Origin of the sequence: Rhodopseudomonas palustris (genome assembly GCF_003031265.1) — a bacterium.
In the GTDB taxonomy this organism is placed as follows: domain Bacteria; phylum Pseudomonadota; class Alphaproteobacteria; order Rhizobiales; family Xanthobacteraceae; genus Rhodopseudomonas; species Rhodopseudomonas palustris_H.
Map to the genome: position 1 here is coordinate 3386445 of NZ_CP019966.1, position 14718 is coordinate 3401162.

The following is a 14718-nucleotide window of genomic DNA, read 5'->3' on the forward strand; positions in this document are numbered from 1 at the left end:
GCGCGGGCCTGAACCGTTTTCCGGCTCGCCACCACCCAGAACCCGATCGGCTGTGAGGTAAACGCGACCCATGACGAGCAAGCTTTCCCTTCGCATCATTGGCTTGGCGCTGTGCTGTGCGGCGGCGACGCTGGGTCTTGGAACGACGCAGGGCCAGGCTCAGTCGGTGGTGGTGATGGTCAATGGCGAACCGATCACCAATTTCGACATCGATCAGCGCTTGAAGCTGAACCGGATGTCGCACAAGGCGGACAGCCGGCAGCAGGTGCTCGAGGATCTGATCGACGAGAAGGTCAAGATCAAGGAAGCCAAGAAGTACGGCGTCAATCCCAGCGATTCCGACATCGACTCCTCCTTCTCCACGATGGCGTCGCGGATGCGGATGAGCACCGCGCAGATGACGAATATGCTGGCCGCTCAAGGCATTCGGCCGGATACGTTGAAGTCGCGGATCAGGGCCGAAATGGTCTGGGCGAGCCTGGTGCGCGGCCGCTTCAAGGACAGCCTCCAGGTCAGCGAGCGCGAAGTTCAGGCGCAGCTCAAGGGCGGAGACGACTCCAAAGCCGTCGAAAGTTTCGAGTATCAACTCCGGCCCGTGGTGATGATCGTTTCGCGCGGCTCGGGTTCGGAGTCACTGGAATCCCGCCGCAAGGAAGCGGAGCAGCTTCGCGGCCGCATCTCGAGCTGCGCTGAGGCGGATCGCGTCTTCAAAGCGATGCCGAATGCGGCGATCCGCGGCATCGTGATGAAGACCTCCGCCGACCTGCCGCCGGCCCTCCGCGAGATCCTCGACAAGACGCCGGTAGGTCACCTCACCCCGCCCGAAGCCACCAAGCAGGGCATCGAGATGGTGGCCCTGTGCGAGCGCAAGCAGTCGACAGCCGACACGCCGCGCAAGCGCGAAATCCGTGAGAAGCTGTTCGGCGAGAAGTTCCAGGCGAAGTCGAAAGAGTATCTGCAGGAAGTACGCAAAGCCGCGATGATCGAGTATCGCTGAGACGTTCCAGCGAGCTTCCTTGCGGCACAAGTGCCGGCGGTCCGCGCCTCGGAGTCGATCATGACCGGAATGGCAAAACCACTGGCGCTGACACTCGGCGAACCAGCAGGGATCGGCCCCGACATCGCCCTGGCAGCGTGGCTACAGCGCGAGCAACACGGACTGCCGCCGTTCTACCTGCTTGGTGATGCCGGCTGTCTGTCCAGCCGTTCCAAGCTGCTTGGCCTCGACGTTCCACTCGCCGAGGTCAAAGCCGAAGACGCCGTGGCTGCGTTTGCCACTGCCCTTCCGATCGTCTCCACGGGACACATGGCAACCGCGCAGCCAGGCCAACCGAACGACACCAGTGCGCCGGCTGCGATCGCCTCGATCGAGCACGCCGTGGCAGACGTCCAGAGCGGCCGCGCAGCCGCCGTCGTGACCAATCCGATCGCCAAGAGCGTGCTGTACCAAGCCGGTTTCCACCATCCCGGCCACACCGAGTTTCTGGCCGAACTCGCCAAGCGAGACGGCATCGTGCCGCAGCCGGTGATGATGCTGTGGTGCCCTACTCTCGCGGTCGTACCGGTGACGATCCATGTCTCGCTGCGCGACGCGATCACCCAACTCACCACCGATTTGATCGTGTCGACCGCGCGGATCGTCGTCAAAGATCTGCGCGAACGCATGGGGATCAAGCAGCCCCGATTGGCCCTCGCCGGCCTCAATCCCCATGCCGGGGAAGATGGGGCGCTGGGCCATGAGGACCGCGCCGTGGTGGCACCCGCAGTCGAGATGCTACGGGGCGAAGGCATTGATGCGCGCGGACCGCTGCCGGCCGACACGATGTTTCATGCGGCCGCACGCAAAACCTATGACTGCGCGATCTGCATGTATCACGATCAGGCGCTGATCCCGATCAAGACCATTGCATTCGACGAAGGCGTCAACGTCACCCTTGGTCTTCCCTTTATCCGAACGTCACCCGATCACGGCACGGCGTTCGACATTGCTGGCAGCGGACGCGCCAATCCCTCGAGTCTGATCGCGGCCTTGAAGCTCGCCGCACAAATGGCATCGGCCAAGACCGCATGAGCGCGATCGACGATTTGCCGCCGCTGCGCGAGGTGATCCGGCGGCATGATCTCGCTGCGCGGAAATCGCTCGGCCAGAACTTCCTGCTCGATCTCAATCTGACGGCGCGCATCGCACGAGCAGCCGGCCCGCTCGAGGACGTCACGGTGGTCGAGATCGGGCCCGGTCCGGGCGGTCTCACCCGCGCCCTGCTGGCGACCGGCGCCAAGCGTGTCATCGCGATCGAGCGAGATGAGCGCGCACTCGGCGCGCTGGAGGAAATCGCTGCGCACTATCCTGGCCGCCTCGAGATTATCAGCGGCGACGCCATGGAGTTCGATCCGCGCCCGCTGCTGAACGGCGATCGCGCCCGGATCGTCGCCAACCTGCCGTACAACATCGCCACCCCGTTGCTGATCGGCTGGCTGTGCGCCGAGCCATGGCCGCCGTGGTACGAGATGATGGTGCTGATGTTTCAGCGCGAAGTGGCGCAGCGCATCGTCGCGCATCACGACGACGACGCCTATGGCCGGCTTGCGGTGCTGGCGAACTGGCGCGCCGAGACGCAGATGCTGTTCGACATTTCGCCGTCCGCCTTTGTGCCGCCGCCGAAGGTGACCTCCTCTGTGGTGCGACTGGTGCCTCGTCAGCAACCGGAGCCGTGCGATCGCGCAGCGCTTGAGCAAGTCGCGGCCGCCGCTTTCGGTCAACGCCGCAAGATGCTGCGCCAGAGCCTCAAATCGCTTGGCGTCGATCCGGCACAGCTCACAGCGGCCGCCGGAATCGATCCGGCGCGGCGTGCCGAGACCGTGCCCGTTTCCGGTTTTGTTGCCATGGCGAACGAATTGGCCAATAGTCGCGCGATAAGAACACAAGCCTGAAAGGGAGAAACCCGACATGACGCAAATGCGTCGCCAATCTCTGGTGAAATTCGACGCCCCGCTGTGCGAGACCATCATCGATGCGCCGAAGCCGCAGGGGCGCGAAGTGCTGGTGAAGATCGAGCGCTGCGGCCTGTGCCACTCCGACCTGCACATTCAGGACGGCTACGCCGATCTCGGCGGCGGCAAAAAGCTTGATACCACGCGCGGCATGACGCTGCCGTTCACCCTGGGCCATGAGATCGCCGGTGTCGTTGCCGAAGTCGGTCCCGATGCTCCGCAGGATCTGATCGGCACCAAGAAGGCGGTGTTTCCCTGGATCGGCTGCGGCAAATGCCGTGACTGCCTCGCCGGCGACGAAAACCTGTGCGCCAAGAACCGCTTTCTCGGCGTCTCGATCGACGGCGGCTTCGCGACCCACGTGCTGGTACCGGACGCCAAGTACCTGCTCGACTACGATCCGCTACCGACCAACGTCGCGGCGACTTTGATGTGTTCTGGTATCACGGCCTATGGCGCCCTGAAGCGTCTGGTGGACCGGCCGCGTCAGCGCAATCTGCTACTGATTGGATTGGGCGGCGTCGGCATGATGGGGCTGTCGCTGGCTCAGGCGATGTTCAAGCAGCCGATCGCGGTGGCCGATCTCAGCCCCGTAGCGCGCGAAGCGGCGCTGAAGAACGGCGCGGCCGTTGCCTATGATCCATCGGAGCCCGATGTTGCCAAGCGCATCTTCAAGGAGACCGATGGCGGCTTCGATGGCGTGGTGGATTTCGCCGGCAACGACAAGTCGATGAACTTCGCCGTCAGCACGGTTGCGCGGGGCGGCAAGATCGTGGTGTCGGGCCTGATGGGTGGCCAGTTCAGCCTGCCGATGGTGCAGTGGATCTACAAGCGCATGACCGTCGAAGGCTTCATGGTCGGCACGCTCGAAGAGACCAAAGAGCTGCTGGCACTCGCGCGTGCTGGCAAGGTCAAGCCGACGCCGATGAAGGAAGAGCCGATGCAGGACGCGCAGAAGTGGATCGATCAGCTGCGCGCCGGCAAGGTCGTCGGCCGCATCATGCTGACGAACTAATCGTCGCCTTCTTCCTGGCATTGCGGGTTCCCAAAGCCCGCAATGCCAGGCTCCGAATTGTCTCACCCTCACCGGATTGTCGGCATATTGCGACCCCATTTGTCGCGGAAAAAACGGGCGAACAGAAGTTCCGTTGTCCGCGTCAGAATGGGGAATGCCATGCACAACCGATCCGCGAAACTGCTGTTGGCCGTGAGCGCCGGCGCGATCGCGAGCGTTGCGATCACAGCAAGCCCCCTGTCTTCGGCGCAGGCCGACACCTGCTTGTCGGCACCGAACGCGCCCACCCCGGCCGGAAGTCATTGGTTCTACCGGGCCGACCACGCCGCCAAGCGCAAGTGCTGGTACTTGCGCAAGGTCGACGGCGCATCAGCAGCGGCAAATCCTACGGAAGCGACCTCGCCCGAGGCGACCGATACTGCCGACAGCTCCCCCGCCGCGGCAGCAACTAGTCCAGCTCCATCTCCCAAAGCCAAGTCCGCTTCTGCACCAAGCATGACGCTACCGACGGCGCCGTCGCAATCGAGTGCCGCTCCGTTGCGCTCCTCCGTTGCCGATGCCCGCGCCGAATTCGCAGCGCCTCAGCAGCCGCAGACCGCCGCTCCCACGACGACCAATTCGCCGTTCCCCGCACCGGTGCTCACAGCGCCGGTGGAGGCGACACAGGCCGCGGCAACGCCTGCCCCCGCGGCCGAACCGTCGAGCGCACCCGCTCCAACCTCGATGAACGATCGCTGGTCGGATTCAGCGGCCGGTAGCGCGCCCGCCAATGCCGATGCCACCGACAAGCTGCGCAAGGCCGCAAAGGCGACCAAGTCGGCGCCGGCGTCCATCACCGAGGAATCGATGAGCGCGGGCACGCTTGCCACGCTGATCGGCGCCCTGCTCGCAGCCCTCGCGGTCGCCGGCGGCATCGCGGCCGCACTCATGAAATTCGGCCGCAGCGAGCCGATCGTCCGGCGTGAGCCCGGCGGACGTCCCGACCTCTGGGCGGGCCGGACTGAACCGGTTGCAACTGACATTTACACAAACGACTTTCGGTCGAGCCCGATCGACCTCGATGCTCCGCGACGCAAGCCGGCAGCACCGCCGCCTGCCGAACACGTCGCGTCGGAGCATGACGTCGAACCGCCCGCCTGGATCAAGGCGGCCCGCGAGCGTCGTATCGCCAATGACAGCATTCGGCCGGGTGCGGCGGAGGTCGGGGCCTCAGACCTCAACAGCGCTCAGTCGCGGGCAGCATCGGAGACGGCGAGCCGATCCGTTGCGGAGCCTGCTCCGCCCGCAGCAGACGAAATCGAACAGTTGCTGGCGCTGGCGCAGAAGCGTTCTGCGGCGTGATCGTCAGCCTTCGAGCTGCTGGCGCATCCCGCGGACGAAGGCGTCCAATCCGACTTGGCGCTCTCGCTTGAGCTGCTCGGCGCGCAAGATCGAGCGCACCGACTCGAAGGCAACGCCGATATTGTCGTTGACCACGATGTAATCGTAGGCGTCGAAGTGGCTCATCTCGTCGCCGGCTTTCTTCATCCGGCCGCGGATCACGTCGTGGGAATCCTGCGCGCGGGTGTGCAGCCGATGCTCCAGCGCCTGCACGGACGGCGGCAGGATGAAGACGCTGACGACGTCGCTTCCAGCGCGACTGCGGAGCTGCTGCGTCCCCTGCCAGTCGATGTCGAACAACACATCGCGGCCGGCTGCGAGCGCGGCTTCGACCGGGGCGCGCGGCGTGCCATAGCGATTGTCGAACACGTTGGCCCATTCGAGGAATTCCCCGGCGCCGACCATCTCGTCGAATCTCGGCCGATCGACGAAGTAATAGTCGCGGCCGTCGACCTCGCCGGGCCGCATCGGCCGTGTCGTTGCCGACACCGACATCTGCAACCCAGGCATCTGCTCGACCAGCATCCGCGACAGCGTCGTCTTGCCGGCGCCGGAGGGCGACGACAGCACGAACATCAGCCCGCGCCGCTCGACACCGCTGTAGCCGCCCGCCGCTCCGTCGCTCATGATTACTCCAGATTCTGAACCTGCTCGCGGAACTGTTCGACGACGTTCTTCATCGCCAGTCCGGCATTGGTCAGCTCCAGATCGATCGACTTGGAGCAGCAGGTGTTGACCTCGCGGTTGAATTCCTGCGCGAGGAAATCGAGCCGGCGCCCGACGGCGCCACCCTTGGCGAGCATCTCGCGGCTCTGCGCGATGTGGGACGCAATGCGATCGAGCTCTTCCCGAATATCGGCTTTGGTTGCCATCATGATGGCTTCCTGATGCAGCCGATCAGGATCGAAACGGTCGGACGTATCGAGCAGCGCCGCGATCTGTTCGGCAAGACGCGCCTTGATCGCATCGGGCTTGCGGCCGGGCGCGGCCTCGGCCTGCTTGGCGAGCGCTTCCAGCTCATCCAGACGTTGAGCCAGCACCGCGCCGAGGCTCGCGCCCTCGCGCTTGCGCATCTCGATCAGGCTCTTCAGCGCGTCACCGAATGCAGTTTCGACGGCGGCGCGTGCGGCCTTCTCCTCGGCCTCGTCGGCCTCGGGCTCGACCACTTCGATGACGCCCTTGATGCCGAGCAGTCCATCGATGCTCGGCGCGACCGCGTCGACCTTGCCGGCTATCTCACTGGCAACCTTCAAAACCGAGGCGAGTACATCCTGATTGATCTGGATGCCCGACACCGCGTTGGCGCGCTTGACGGTGAGATTGGCGTAGACGGTGCCGCGGGACAGCACCTCGGCGGCACGCTTGCGGACCGGCGGCTCGATGTCGTCCCAGCCGGGCGGCAGCCGCATCCGGAAATCGAAGCCCTTGGCGTTCACCGACTTCAATTCCCACTCGAACACGTAGGGGCCGCTGGCACCGTGGCTGCGCGCAAATCCGGTCATGCTCGATAACGACATCGCGTCACTGTCTCCGGATTTCGAGGTTTAAGAATCGCCGCGTATCGGCCGGCGGAACTTAACGCAAACTCCGCCGCGATGTGAACTGCCGGGCGCGTGCAAGTTACTCGGTCGCACCGTTCGGCGTCGCGTTGCGGGCGCGGCGCTTCTGCGCGCCGTTCTTGCCGGCCTTCGGCGCCCCCGCCGGCGCGGCTGACGCGGCAGGATCGGCAGCCGGCTCAGTAGCCGGCGCGGCTGCGGCCGGCGGTGTTTCTTCCGGAGGCTCGACGGTGTCGTTCTGGAGCTGCTTTTCCTGGGCGCGGAGCTTGCCGACGTTCTTCTGGTGCACCTCGTAATTGTCGCTGAAGGCGTGACCACCGCTGCCGTCGGCGACGAAGTACAGATCGCGGGTGCGCGCCGGATTGGCGGCCGCCTCCAGTGACGCGCGCCCCGGATTGGCAATCGGCCCCGGCGGCAGTCCGTCGATCACATAGGTGTTGTACGGGGACGGCTGCGTGATCTCGCTGCGCTTGATCGGACGGCCGAGCGTGCCCTTGCCGCCGACGAGTCCGTAGATGATCGTCGGGTCGGACTGCAGACGCATCTTCTTCTGCAGCCGATTGACGAACACCGCGGCCACGCGCGTGCGCTCGTCCGGCTTGCCGGTCTCTTTCTCCACCAGCGACGCCAGTGTCACCAGTTGCTCGGGCGTCTTGATCGGCAGGTCTTGACTGCGGCGCTCCCAGATCTCGCTGAGCACCCGCTTCTGCGCCTGCTGCAAGCGATGGATCACCTGCTCGCGCGGCGTGCCACGCGGAAACTTGTAGGTTTCCGGCAGCAACGTTCCTTCTCGCGGAATTTCACGAATGCTGCCGGTGAAGATCGGATTGTCGGACAGGCGTTCGACGATCTGCTCCGAAGTCAGTCCTTCGGGAATCGTCACCGCGTGCTGAACCACCTTGCCTTCGACGATGGTTCCGATCACGTCGCGCAGGCTGGCGCTCTTCTGAAACAGATACTCACCGGGCTTGAGTTCAGTGCGGGCGCGCAGCGCCATCACACCGCCCGCAAACACCAGCCACCCGTCTTCGATCACGCCTTCGCGTTTCAGGATCTGAGCGATGTCGTCGAGACCGGCGCGCTGCGGGATGTTGACGACTTTGTCCTGTGCCAGCGGGCCTGGCGCTTCGAGCTTGTTCTTGCCATACACGTACAAGCCGCCGGCACCGATCATCACAACCACGATGAAGGTGATGATCGCGTTGCCGATGATCACCAGCGGATTGCGGGCGTGATCGGACCGCTTCGGCGGCGGCGGAAGCTGCTCGGGCTCAAGCGCCGCACGCGGGCTTCTCGGCGAAATCGGCGGCCTTTCACTCATCGGTGCAACCTGAATCCTGTCGGCTCGCATTGGGGCCGGCGCAATCTGCACCGGCGACATTCGGGATCACGACTTCGATGCAATGTCCGGTCTGGAGTCTATCCAGGCGGATGAGGGTTGCAACCGATCATACTCCGAAACTAACGGATCGCGTAGGGTTTAGCAGCGATTGCGGCGAAACGGTGGATGAAGGCGCGCGCGTTAGTTCGGCACGCGCTGCAACAGCAGCGACGCATTGGTGCCACCGAACCCGAAAGAGTTCGACAACGCAACGTTGATCTCGCGCGACCGCGGCTTCCACGGCACCAGATCGATCGCGGTCTCGACCGAAGGATTGTCGAGATTGATCGTCGGCGGCGCGACGTTGTCGCGAATCGCCAGCACGCAGAAGATCGCTTCCACGGCACCGGCAGCACCGAGCAGATGGCCGATCGACGACTTGGTCGACGACATCGACACGCGCGATGCCGCGTTCCCCAGGAGACGCTGCGCCGCACCGAGTTCGATCTCGTCGCCGAGCGGCGTCGAGGTGCCGTGCGCGTTGATGTAGTCGATGTCCGACACCGCGATGCCGCCACGCTTGATCGCGGCGCTCATGCAACGGAACGCACCGTCACCATCCGAGCTCGGCGCGGTGATGTGATGAGCGTCGCCCGACAGACCGTAGCCGATCACTTCGGCATAGATCCGTGCGCCACGCGCCTTGGCGTGCTCGTACTCTTCCAGCACGACGACGCCCGCGCCCTCGCCCATCACGAAGCCGTCGCGATCCTTGTCATAGGGCCGCGAAGCCTTGGTCGGCGCATCGTTGAAACCGGTCGACAGCGCACGCGCAGCGGCAAAGCCGGCCATCGCCAGACGGCTGATCGGAGATTCGGTACCGCCGGCGACCATCACGTCGGCGTCGCCGAGCGCGATCAGCCGCGCCGCATCGCCGATCGCATGCGCGCCGGTCGAGCACGCGGTGACAACCGCGTGGTTCGGACCCTTGAGGCCGAATTCGATCGAGACATAACCCGACGCCAGATTGATCAGGCGGCCGGGAATGAAAAACGGAGAGATCCTGCGCGGGCCGCGCTGCTCGAGCAGCAGCGCCGTCTCGGCGATGCCCTGCAGACCACCGATGCCGGAGCCGATCAGCACGCCCGAGGCGCAGCGCTCTTCTTCGGTGGAGGGACGCCAGCCGGCGTCATCAAGCGCCTGACGCGCCGCCGCCATCGCATAGACGATGAAGTCGTCGACCTTGCGCTGGTCTTTCGGCTCCATCCATTGATCAGGATTGAAGGTGCCGTTGGTACCGTCGCCACGCGGAATGATACAGGCGATTTGGCTGGCGATATCCGACACGTCGAACGCGTCGATCTTGCGTGCACCGCTTTCGCCGGCAAGCACGCGGCTCCAGGTTGGTTCGACGCCGCAGCCCAGCGGCGACACCATGCCAAGGCCCGTGACGACAACCCGTCTCATCTCCAGCACTCCGGCGTAGAATGCGCGGTGCAAAATAAGAAGCCGGTGGACCGCTTTTGTGCGGTCCGTCCGGCTTCCATCACACCGCGCGGAGCGTCAGCTCTTTGCGTTCTTCTCGAGAAACTTGGTGGCGTCGCCGACGGTGAGAATCGTCTCGGCGGCATCGTCCGGAATTTCGCAGCCGAACTCTTCTTCGAACGCCATCACGAGTTCGACGGTGTCGAGGCTGTCGGCGCCGAGATCGTCGATGAAGCTGGCGCTATCGACAACTTTCTCGGGTTCGACACCAAGGTGTTCGACCACGATCTTCTTAACCCGCTCGCCAATCTCACTCATCTATTTAACCCCGTGCTGTTCCGTTTCGACCCGACCGACAGACGATACGAGCCATCGTGGTGCGTCAACTCGCTAAGTTCCCGTCGCATCGCGAAGTGTGTTGATTTTGCCCCCGTCCCCGGGTCGAAGCCGACCACCCGGGCGGCAAGCTCCCCATCGCCAATATACAGGGTTTGGACATCCTGCAATGGCCTTCTTTGCTTGTCCGCCAGTGGTTCGGTTATCATACTTCCGATGCATTGACCACAAGCCCGCGGCGACTGCGGGGGACCGCGTGCGCCGCCACAAGCTCGCAGATTGCTGTCAGATCATCGCCATCCCGCCGTTGACGTGAATGGTCTGACCGGTGACGTAGGCGGCCTCATTTGAACTGAGATAAACCGCCGCAGCCGCAATGTCGTCCGGCGTGCCGAGCCGGCCGGCAGGCACCTTGCCGAGAATCGCCTCGCGCTGCTTGTCATTGAGAACGTCGGTCATCGGCGTCGCGATGAAGCCCGGCGCAATGCAGTTCGCCGTGACGTTGCGCTTGGCATATTCGGCGCCGATCGTCTTGATCATGCCGATCAAGCCCGCCTTCGAGGCCGTGTAGTTGCCCTGCCCCGGATTGCCGGTGACGCCGACCACCGAAGTGATCGCGATGATGCGGCCGAACTTCTTGCGCATCATCAGCTTGGTGGCGGCGCGCGTCAGCCGGAAGGTCGCCGTCAGGTTGACCTTGATCACCTCGTCCCAATCCTCGTCGCGCAATTGCACGAACAGATTGTCACGGGTGATACCTGCGTTACATACCAGGATGTCGAGCCCGCCCATGGCCTCGGCCGCAGCCGGCACCAGCGCCTCGACGTCCGCCGCATCCGACAGATTGCAAGGCAGCACGTGCACGCGTTCGCCGAGCTTACCGGCCAGCGCGTCGAGCGCCTCGCGCCGCGTGCCGGAGATCGCCACGGTGGCACCCTGGCCGTGCAGCGCCTGGGCGATCGCGCCGCCGATGCCGCCGGTTGCGCCGGTGACCAGCGCGGTTCTGCCTGTCAGATCGAACATCTCGCCTCCTTGTGCCGGCTTATGCCGAGCGTCCGGCCGCCAGCGCGTCTTTCGCCGACGCGATGTCGTTGGGGCCACCTACGGAAATACCAGTCGCGCCATCCGCAATCCGCTTCACCAGGCCGCTCAGCACCTTGCCGGCGCCGATCTCCAGAAACTGGTTCACGCCCTGCGAAGCCATAAAGGCGACCGACTCGCGCCAGCGTACAGTGCCAGTGACCTGCTCGACCAGGCGGCGGCGGATTTCATCCGGATCGGTGATCGGCGACGCCAGAACGTTGGCGACCAGCGGTGCCGCCGGTGCCTTGATGGTGACGCCCGCGAGCGCCTCGGCCATGGCTTCGGCCGCCGGCTGCATCAGCGAACAATGGAACGGAGCGGACACCGGCAGCAGCATCGCACGCTTGGCACCCTTGCCCTTGGCGATCTCGACCGCGCGCTCCACCGCGTCCTTATGACCGGAGACCACGACCTGTCCGCCGCCATTATCATTGGCGGCCTGGCACACCTGGCCCTGCGCGGCTTCGGCCGCCACGGCGACGGCCGTGTCGTAATCGAGGCCGAGCAGCGCAGCCATCGCGCCGACGCCGACCGGCACCGCCTTCTGCATTGCCTGACCACGGATCCGCAGCAGCCGCGCGGTGTCGCTCACGCTCAGGCTGCCGGCCGCCGCCAGCGCGGAATATTCGCCGAGCGAATGACCGGCCACGAAAGCGGCATCCTTGCCGACCGACACGCCGGCTTCAGCCTCCAGCACGCGCATCGTCGCCAGCGACACCGCCATCAGCGCCGGCTGTGCGTTCTCGGTGAGCTGCAGCGTTTCGGCCGGGCCTTCCCAGATGATCGAGGTCAGCTTTTCGCCGAGCGCCGCGTCGACTTCGTCGAACACCGCCCGTGCCGCCGGGAAGGCTTCGGCGAGCGCCTTGCCCATGCCCACGGCCTGGGACCCCTGCCCCGGAAAAGTGAATGCTGCGGTCATCTGGATTCCTGAACCTGTCTCTGAAGTCGGGGCCGTAAGACACCGCCCGGCCCCGTCGTGTCAAGTTGACTGCTGTCTAACATCCTTTCGAACAGCCCTGTGACTCACAGGCTTGTTGTGATCGTCTCGGCAACGCCTCGCCGGGTCGCACAGCCGGCATCTGCGAAATGCATTTACCGTACAGGAAGGTGCGTACGACTTTTAAGGAACCCATCAACGCTTTCCCGGCTACCGCTATCACCAGCACAGCGGACGATTATTCCTCATGCGATTGATCAGCGAACGATACTTGCCTCCGACAAATGCGAGCTTTTTGCGCGCAATCGGCCCATCCAGTCCGATCATCACTTGGCTGATCAGCGGCCCGCAGCCGCAGCCCGCCTCGATCGTTCGCAAGTTGCTGCTGCATACGCAGACCAGGAAGCGCACGCTGGTGCTGGCGATCTTCTCCACAACTCTGATGGCCGCGGTGGTCGCTGCCACCACCGGTGCAATCTGGGCGATGGTCTGGCTCGCGGTCGAACTTGGGTTCGGCGCGGCACGCTACTCCGCGCTTGCTGCATTGCAGCGCGACGAAGCGGCCGGTCGCCCCGGCAATGCGGTCCTGCCGCTCTATCTCGGCATGTCCTGGGCGATTTGCTACGGAATTGGTTGCGGGCTTTGCGCTATCTCCGGCGAGTGGCTGCTGATTTTGATGGCGGGCATCTTCATCTCCGGCCTTGCGGGCGGGATCTCGTCCCGCAACTCGGGTACGCCGCGCTACGGAATTACGCTGATCTATCTGCTCGGCACGCCCTACAGCGTGGCGATGGTGCTGTCGCCGCTGCCCTATATGTACATCGTCGGACTGCTCGTTCCGATCTGGGGCCTGGGCATGGCTCTCGTCCTGCTCGAGAATTACGAGGTGCTGCTCAACCTGTTTCTCTCCGAGCGGAAGAATCGCCGTCTCGCCAACTACGATTCTCTCACCGGGCTTCCCAACCGGGTGCTGAAGCGGCAGCGGTTCGAACGGTTGCTGCGCGGGGCCGATGCGGCCGGCCACCAGCCGCTCACCGTGTTCTGTCTGGACCTCGACGGCTTCAAGAGCGCCAACGACCGGTTCGGTCATGCCGCCGGCGATGCCGTGCTCGTTTCGGTCGCGGAGCGGCTCCGCAGCAGCGTCCGCGAGCAAGATCAGGTGTTTCGCGTCGGCGGCGACGAATTCGTGGTGCTGCTGCCCGGAACACGGACGGACGATGCGGCTCCTGTCGCACAGCGAATCATCGCAGCGATTGCCGAGCCGTTCGAACTGGCGGGCCACGGCCGGCTCGACATCGGCGTCAGCATCGGCGCGGCAACCTTCCCGAACGATGGCGCGACAGTGGACGACCTGCTCCGGGCCGCCGATATTGCCATGTATCAGGCCAAACGTCAGGGAAAGGGCCGGTTCGTGGCATCCAGCCTCACCGGCACGGCCGCTCGACCGCCCGCACCCGCTACCGCCAACCTGGCGCTCCCCTCGAGACGCCGGGCACTGGAATCGGCCGACCGCTGGCCGAAACGGCAGCTTCAGTCCCTTGCCAAGGCGACCGAAATCCGTATAACGGCGCATCCGCAGATCCCGGCCGGGAGCTGAACGGACGGTCTCACCATGATCTCCCCTGGGCTTTATCTCCCTTGGCGATTTTGATGCGGCAGGGCCAGTCGGCTCGTCGTCCCGTGCTTCCGCCTTCTGAGCAGTCGAGTCCTTTCCGAAGGGTTCGAAGGGCTTGCCGCCGGTTCTGCGCTAACACGAGAAAGGACAACCATGCCTCTTTATGAGCATGTCTTTTTGGCGCGCCAGGATGCCAGCGCCCAGCAGGTCGAAGAGCTCACCACCCAGATCACCGGCGTGATCGAAGGTCTCGGCGGCAAGGTCACCAAGACCGAGTCGTGGGGCCTGCGCTCCCTGACCTACCGCATGAACAAGAACCGCAAGGCGCATTTCGTGCTGCTGAACATCGACGGCCCGGCCGCGGTGGTCGCCGAGATCGAGCGCCAGGAGCGGATCAACGAAGACGTCATCCGTTATCTGACGGTGCGCGTCGACGAACACGAGGAAGGCCCCTCGGCGATGATGCGCAAGGCCGATCGGGATCGCGAACGCGACGACCGTGGCCCCCGCGAGGGTGGCTTCCGCGGTGATCGCGAAGGCCGTGGCGACCGCGACGGTTTCCGTGGCGATCGTGGTCCGCGCCGTCCGCGTGAAGACGCCGACGCCCCCGCAGCAGCAGTCGAGGAGTAAGCATCATGGCTGAAGCAGGTGCACGCCGTCCGTTCTTCCGCCGCCGCAAGACCTGCCCGTTCACGGGAGCGAATGCGCCGAAGATCGATTACAAGGACTCCAAGCTGCTGATGCGTTACGTCTCGGAGCGCGGCAAGATCGTGCCGAGCCGCATCACCGCCGTGTCCGCCAAGAAGCAGCGCGAGCTCGCGCGCGCCATCAAGCGCGCCCGCTTCCTCGGTCTGCTGCCCTACGTGATCCGCTAATCGAAGCAGCCCCGCGGCGTCCGCGCCGCGGGGCTCTCGTCTTTTTTCTCATAAGGCTTCCGGGTCGTCCGGTCGCCGATGGTTGGGGCAAAACGCCTCTAACCGCTCGAAGGGAGCGGGACAG

At 64.7% G+C, this 14718-nt stretch carries 15 protein-coding genes; 8 read left to right on the top strand and 7 right to left on the bottom strand.

From position 1 onward, the window contains the following. Positions 1 to 70: 70 nt before the first annotated feature. From RPPS3_RS15775 to RPPS3_RS15795, 5 genes are read left to right on the top strand one after another with little or no spacing between them, the layout of a single operon-like run. The gene (locus RPPS3_RS15775) at positions 71 to 997 is read left to right on the top strand and encodes a SurA N-terminal domain-containing protein (RefSeq protein ID WP_107344935.1); all 927 of its coding nucleotides are present in this window, start codon (positions 71 to 73) and stop codon (positions 995 to 997) included. Between the two features lie 60 nt (positions 998 to 1057). Beyond that, the gene (pdxA, locus tag RPPS3_RS15780; protein ID WP_107346634.1) at positions 1058 to 2071 is read left to right on the top strand and encodes a 4-hydroxythreonine-4-phosphate dehydrogenase PdxA; all 1014 of its coding nucleotides are present in this window, start codon (positions 1058 to 1060) and stop codon (positions 2069 to 2071) included. Beyond that, a complete protein-coding gene (gene rsmA, locus RPPS3_RS15785; RefSeq protein WP_107344936.1) occupies positions 2068 to 2931 on the top strand; it encodes a 16S rRNA (adenine(1518)-N(6)/adenine(1519)-N(6))-dimethyltransferase RsmA in 864 nt (287 codons plus the stop codon). Before pdxA ends, rsmA begins: the two co-directional genes overlap by 4 nt. Positions 2932 to 2947: 16 nt before the next feature. Then, positions 2948 to 4006, top strand: a complete 1059-nt coding sequence (locus RPPS3_RS15790; RefSeq protein ID WP_107344937.1) for an alcohol dehydrogenase — start codon at positions 2948 to 2950, stop codon at positions 4004 to 4006. A 42-nt stretch (positions 4007 to 4048) separates the two neighbouring features. Then, positions 4049 to 5347 (top strand): hypothetical protein, encoded by a 1299-nt coding sequence (locus RPPS3_RS15795; protein ID WP_234819965.1) that lies wholly within the window; start codon positions 4049 to 4051, stop codon positions 5345 to 5347. A 3-nt stretch (positions 5348 to 5350) separates the two neighbouring features. Here RPPS3_RS15795 and gmk read toward each other — a convergent pair whose 3' ends face one another. The 7 genes from gmk to fabD form a co-directional block, all read right to left on the bottom strand. Next, a complete protein-coding gene (gene gmk, locus RPPS3_RS15800) occupies positions 5351 to 6013 on the bottom strand; it encodes a guanylate kinase (protein ID WP_107344939.1) in 663 nt (220 codons plus the stop codon). A 2-nt stretch (positions 6014 to 6015) separates the two neighbouring features. Further along, positions 6016 to 6903: a YicC/YloC family endoribonuclease gene (locus RPPS3_RS15805; RefSeq protein WP_107344940.1), complete on the bottom strand. Its 888-nt coding sequence runs from the start codon at positions 6901 to 6903 to the stop codon at positions 6016 to 6018. A gap of 103 nt (positions 6904 to 7006) precedes the next feature. Continuing rightward, positions 7007 to 8263: an endolytic transglycosylase MltG gene (mltG, locus tag RPPS3_RS15810; protein WP_107346635.1), complete on the bottom strand. Its 1257-nt coding sequence runs from the start codon at positions 8261 to 8263 to the stop codon at positions 7007 to 7009. 201 nt (positions 8264 to 8464) lie between these two features. Continuing rightward, complete coding sequence (fabF, locus tag RPPS3_RS15815; protein ID WP_107346636.1) at positions 8465 to 9730, bottom strand: beta-ketoacyl-ACP synthase II; 1266 nt, start codon at positions 9728 to 9730, stop codon at positions 8465 to 8467. A gap of 96 nt (positions 9731 to 9826) precedes the next feature. Then, on the bottom strand, positions 9827 to 10066 hold the full coding sequence (locus RPPS3_RS15820; protein WP_002716125.1) for an acyl carrier protein: 240 nt from the start codon (positions 10064 to 10066) through the stop codon (positions 9827 to 9829). A gap of 303 nt (positions 10067 to 10369) precedes the next feature. Beyond that, complete coding sequence (fabG, locus tag RPPS3_RS15830) at positions 10370 to 11107, bottom strand: 3-oxoacyl-[acyl-carrier-protein] reductase (RefSeq protein WP_107344942.1); 738 nt, start codon at positions 11105 to 11107, stop codon at positions 10370 to 10372. Between the two features lie 19 nt (positions 11108 to 11126). Beyond that, positions 11127 to 12086 carry an ACP S-malonyltransferase gene (gene fabD, locus RPPS3_RS15835; protein WP_107344943.1) on the bottom strand — a complete coding sequence of 320 codons (960 nt, stop codon included), beginning with the start codon at positions 12084 to 12086 and terminating at the stop codon, positions 11127 to 11129. Positions 12087 to 12351: 265 nt separating this feature from the next. On the opposite strand from fabD, the gene RPPS3_RS15840 reads away from it, so the two are divergent. The 3 genes from RPPS3_RS15840 to rpsR all read left to right on the top strand — a co-directional run bounded on the left by RPPS3_RS15840 (position 12352) and on the right by rpsR (position 14594). After that, complete coding sequence (locus RPPS3_RS15840; RefSeq protein WP_107344944.1) at positions 12352 to 13701, top strand: GGDEF domain-containing protein; 1350 nt, start codon at positions 12352 to 12354, stop codon at positions 13699 to 13701. Positions 13702 to 13872: 171 nt separating this feature from the next. Next, positions 13873 to 14349 (top strand): 30S ribosomal protein S6, encoded by a 477-nt coding sequence (gene rpsF / locus RPPS3_RS15845; protein ID WP_107344945.1) that lies wholly within the window; start codon positions 13873 to 13875, stop codon positions 14347 to 14349. A 5-nt stretch (positions 14350 to 14354) separates the two neighbouring features. Continuing rightward, positions 14355 to 14594, top strand: coding sequence for a 30S ribosomal protein S18 (rpsR, locus tag RPPS3_RS15850; protein ID WP_011158623.1), 240 nt, complete (start codon positions 14355 to 14357; stop codon positions 14592 to 14594). Positions 14595 to 14718 lie beyond the last annotated feature (124 nt).

Coding starts and splice junctions, on each gene's coding strand:
- fabF (WP_107346636.1), bottom strand. CDS start 9,730: ATGAGACGGGTTGTCGTCACGGGCCTTGGCATGGTGTCGCCGCTGGGC.
- RPPS3_RS15790 (WP_107344937.1), top strand. CDS start 2,948: ATGACGCAAATGCGTCGCCAATCTCTGGTGAAATTCGACGCCCCGCTG.
- RPPS3_RS15820 (WP_002716125.1), bottom strand. CDS start 10,066: ATGAGTGAGATTGGCGAGCGGGTTAAGAAGATCGTGGTCGAACACCTT.
- RPPS3_RS15805 (WP_107344940.1), bottom strand. CDS start 6,903: ATGTCGTTATCGAGCATGACCGGATTTGCGCGCAGCCACGGTGCCAGC.
- RPPS3_RS15795 (WP_234819965.1), top strand. CDS start 4,049: ATGCCAGGCTCCGAATTGTCTCACCCTCACCGGATTGTCGGCATATTG.
- gmk (WP_107344939.1), bottom strand. CDS start 6,013: ATGAGCGACGGAGCGGCGGGCGGCTACAGCGGTGTCGAGCGGCGCGGG.
- RPPS3_RS15775 (WP_107344935.1), top strand. CDS start 71: ATGACGAGCAAGCTTTCCCTTCGCATCATTGGCTTGGCGCTGTGCTGT.
- fabD (WP_107344943.1), bottom strand. CDS start 12,086: ATGACCGCAGCATTCACTTTTCCGGGGCAGGGGTCCCAGGCCGTGGGC.
- fabG (WP_107344942.1), bottom strand. CDS start 11,107: ATGTTCGATCTGACAGGCAGAACCGCGCTGGTCACCGGCGCAACCGGC.
- RPPS3_RS15840 (WP_107344944.1), top strand. CDS start 12,352: ATGCGATTGATCAGCGAACGATACTTGCCTCCGACAAATGCGAGCTTT.
- pdxA (WP_107346634.1), top strand. CDS start 1,058: ATGACCGGAATGGCAAAACCACTGGCGCTGACACTCGGCGAACCAGCA.
- rsmA (WP_107344936.1), top strand. CDS start 2,068: ATGAGCGCGATCGACGATTTGCCGCCGCTGCGCGAGGTGATCCGGCGG.
- mltG (WP_107346635.1), bottom strand. CDS start 8,263: ATGAGTGAAAGGCCGCCGATTTCGCCGAGAAGCCCGCGTGCGGCGCTT.
- rpsR (WP_011158623.1), top strand. CDS start 14,355: ATGGCTGAAGCAGGTGCACGCCGTCCGTTCTTCCGCCGCCGCAAGACC.
- rpsF (WP_107344945.1), top strand. CDS start 13,873: ATGCCTCTTTATGAGCATGTCTTTTTGGCGCGCCAGGATGCCAGCGCC.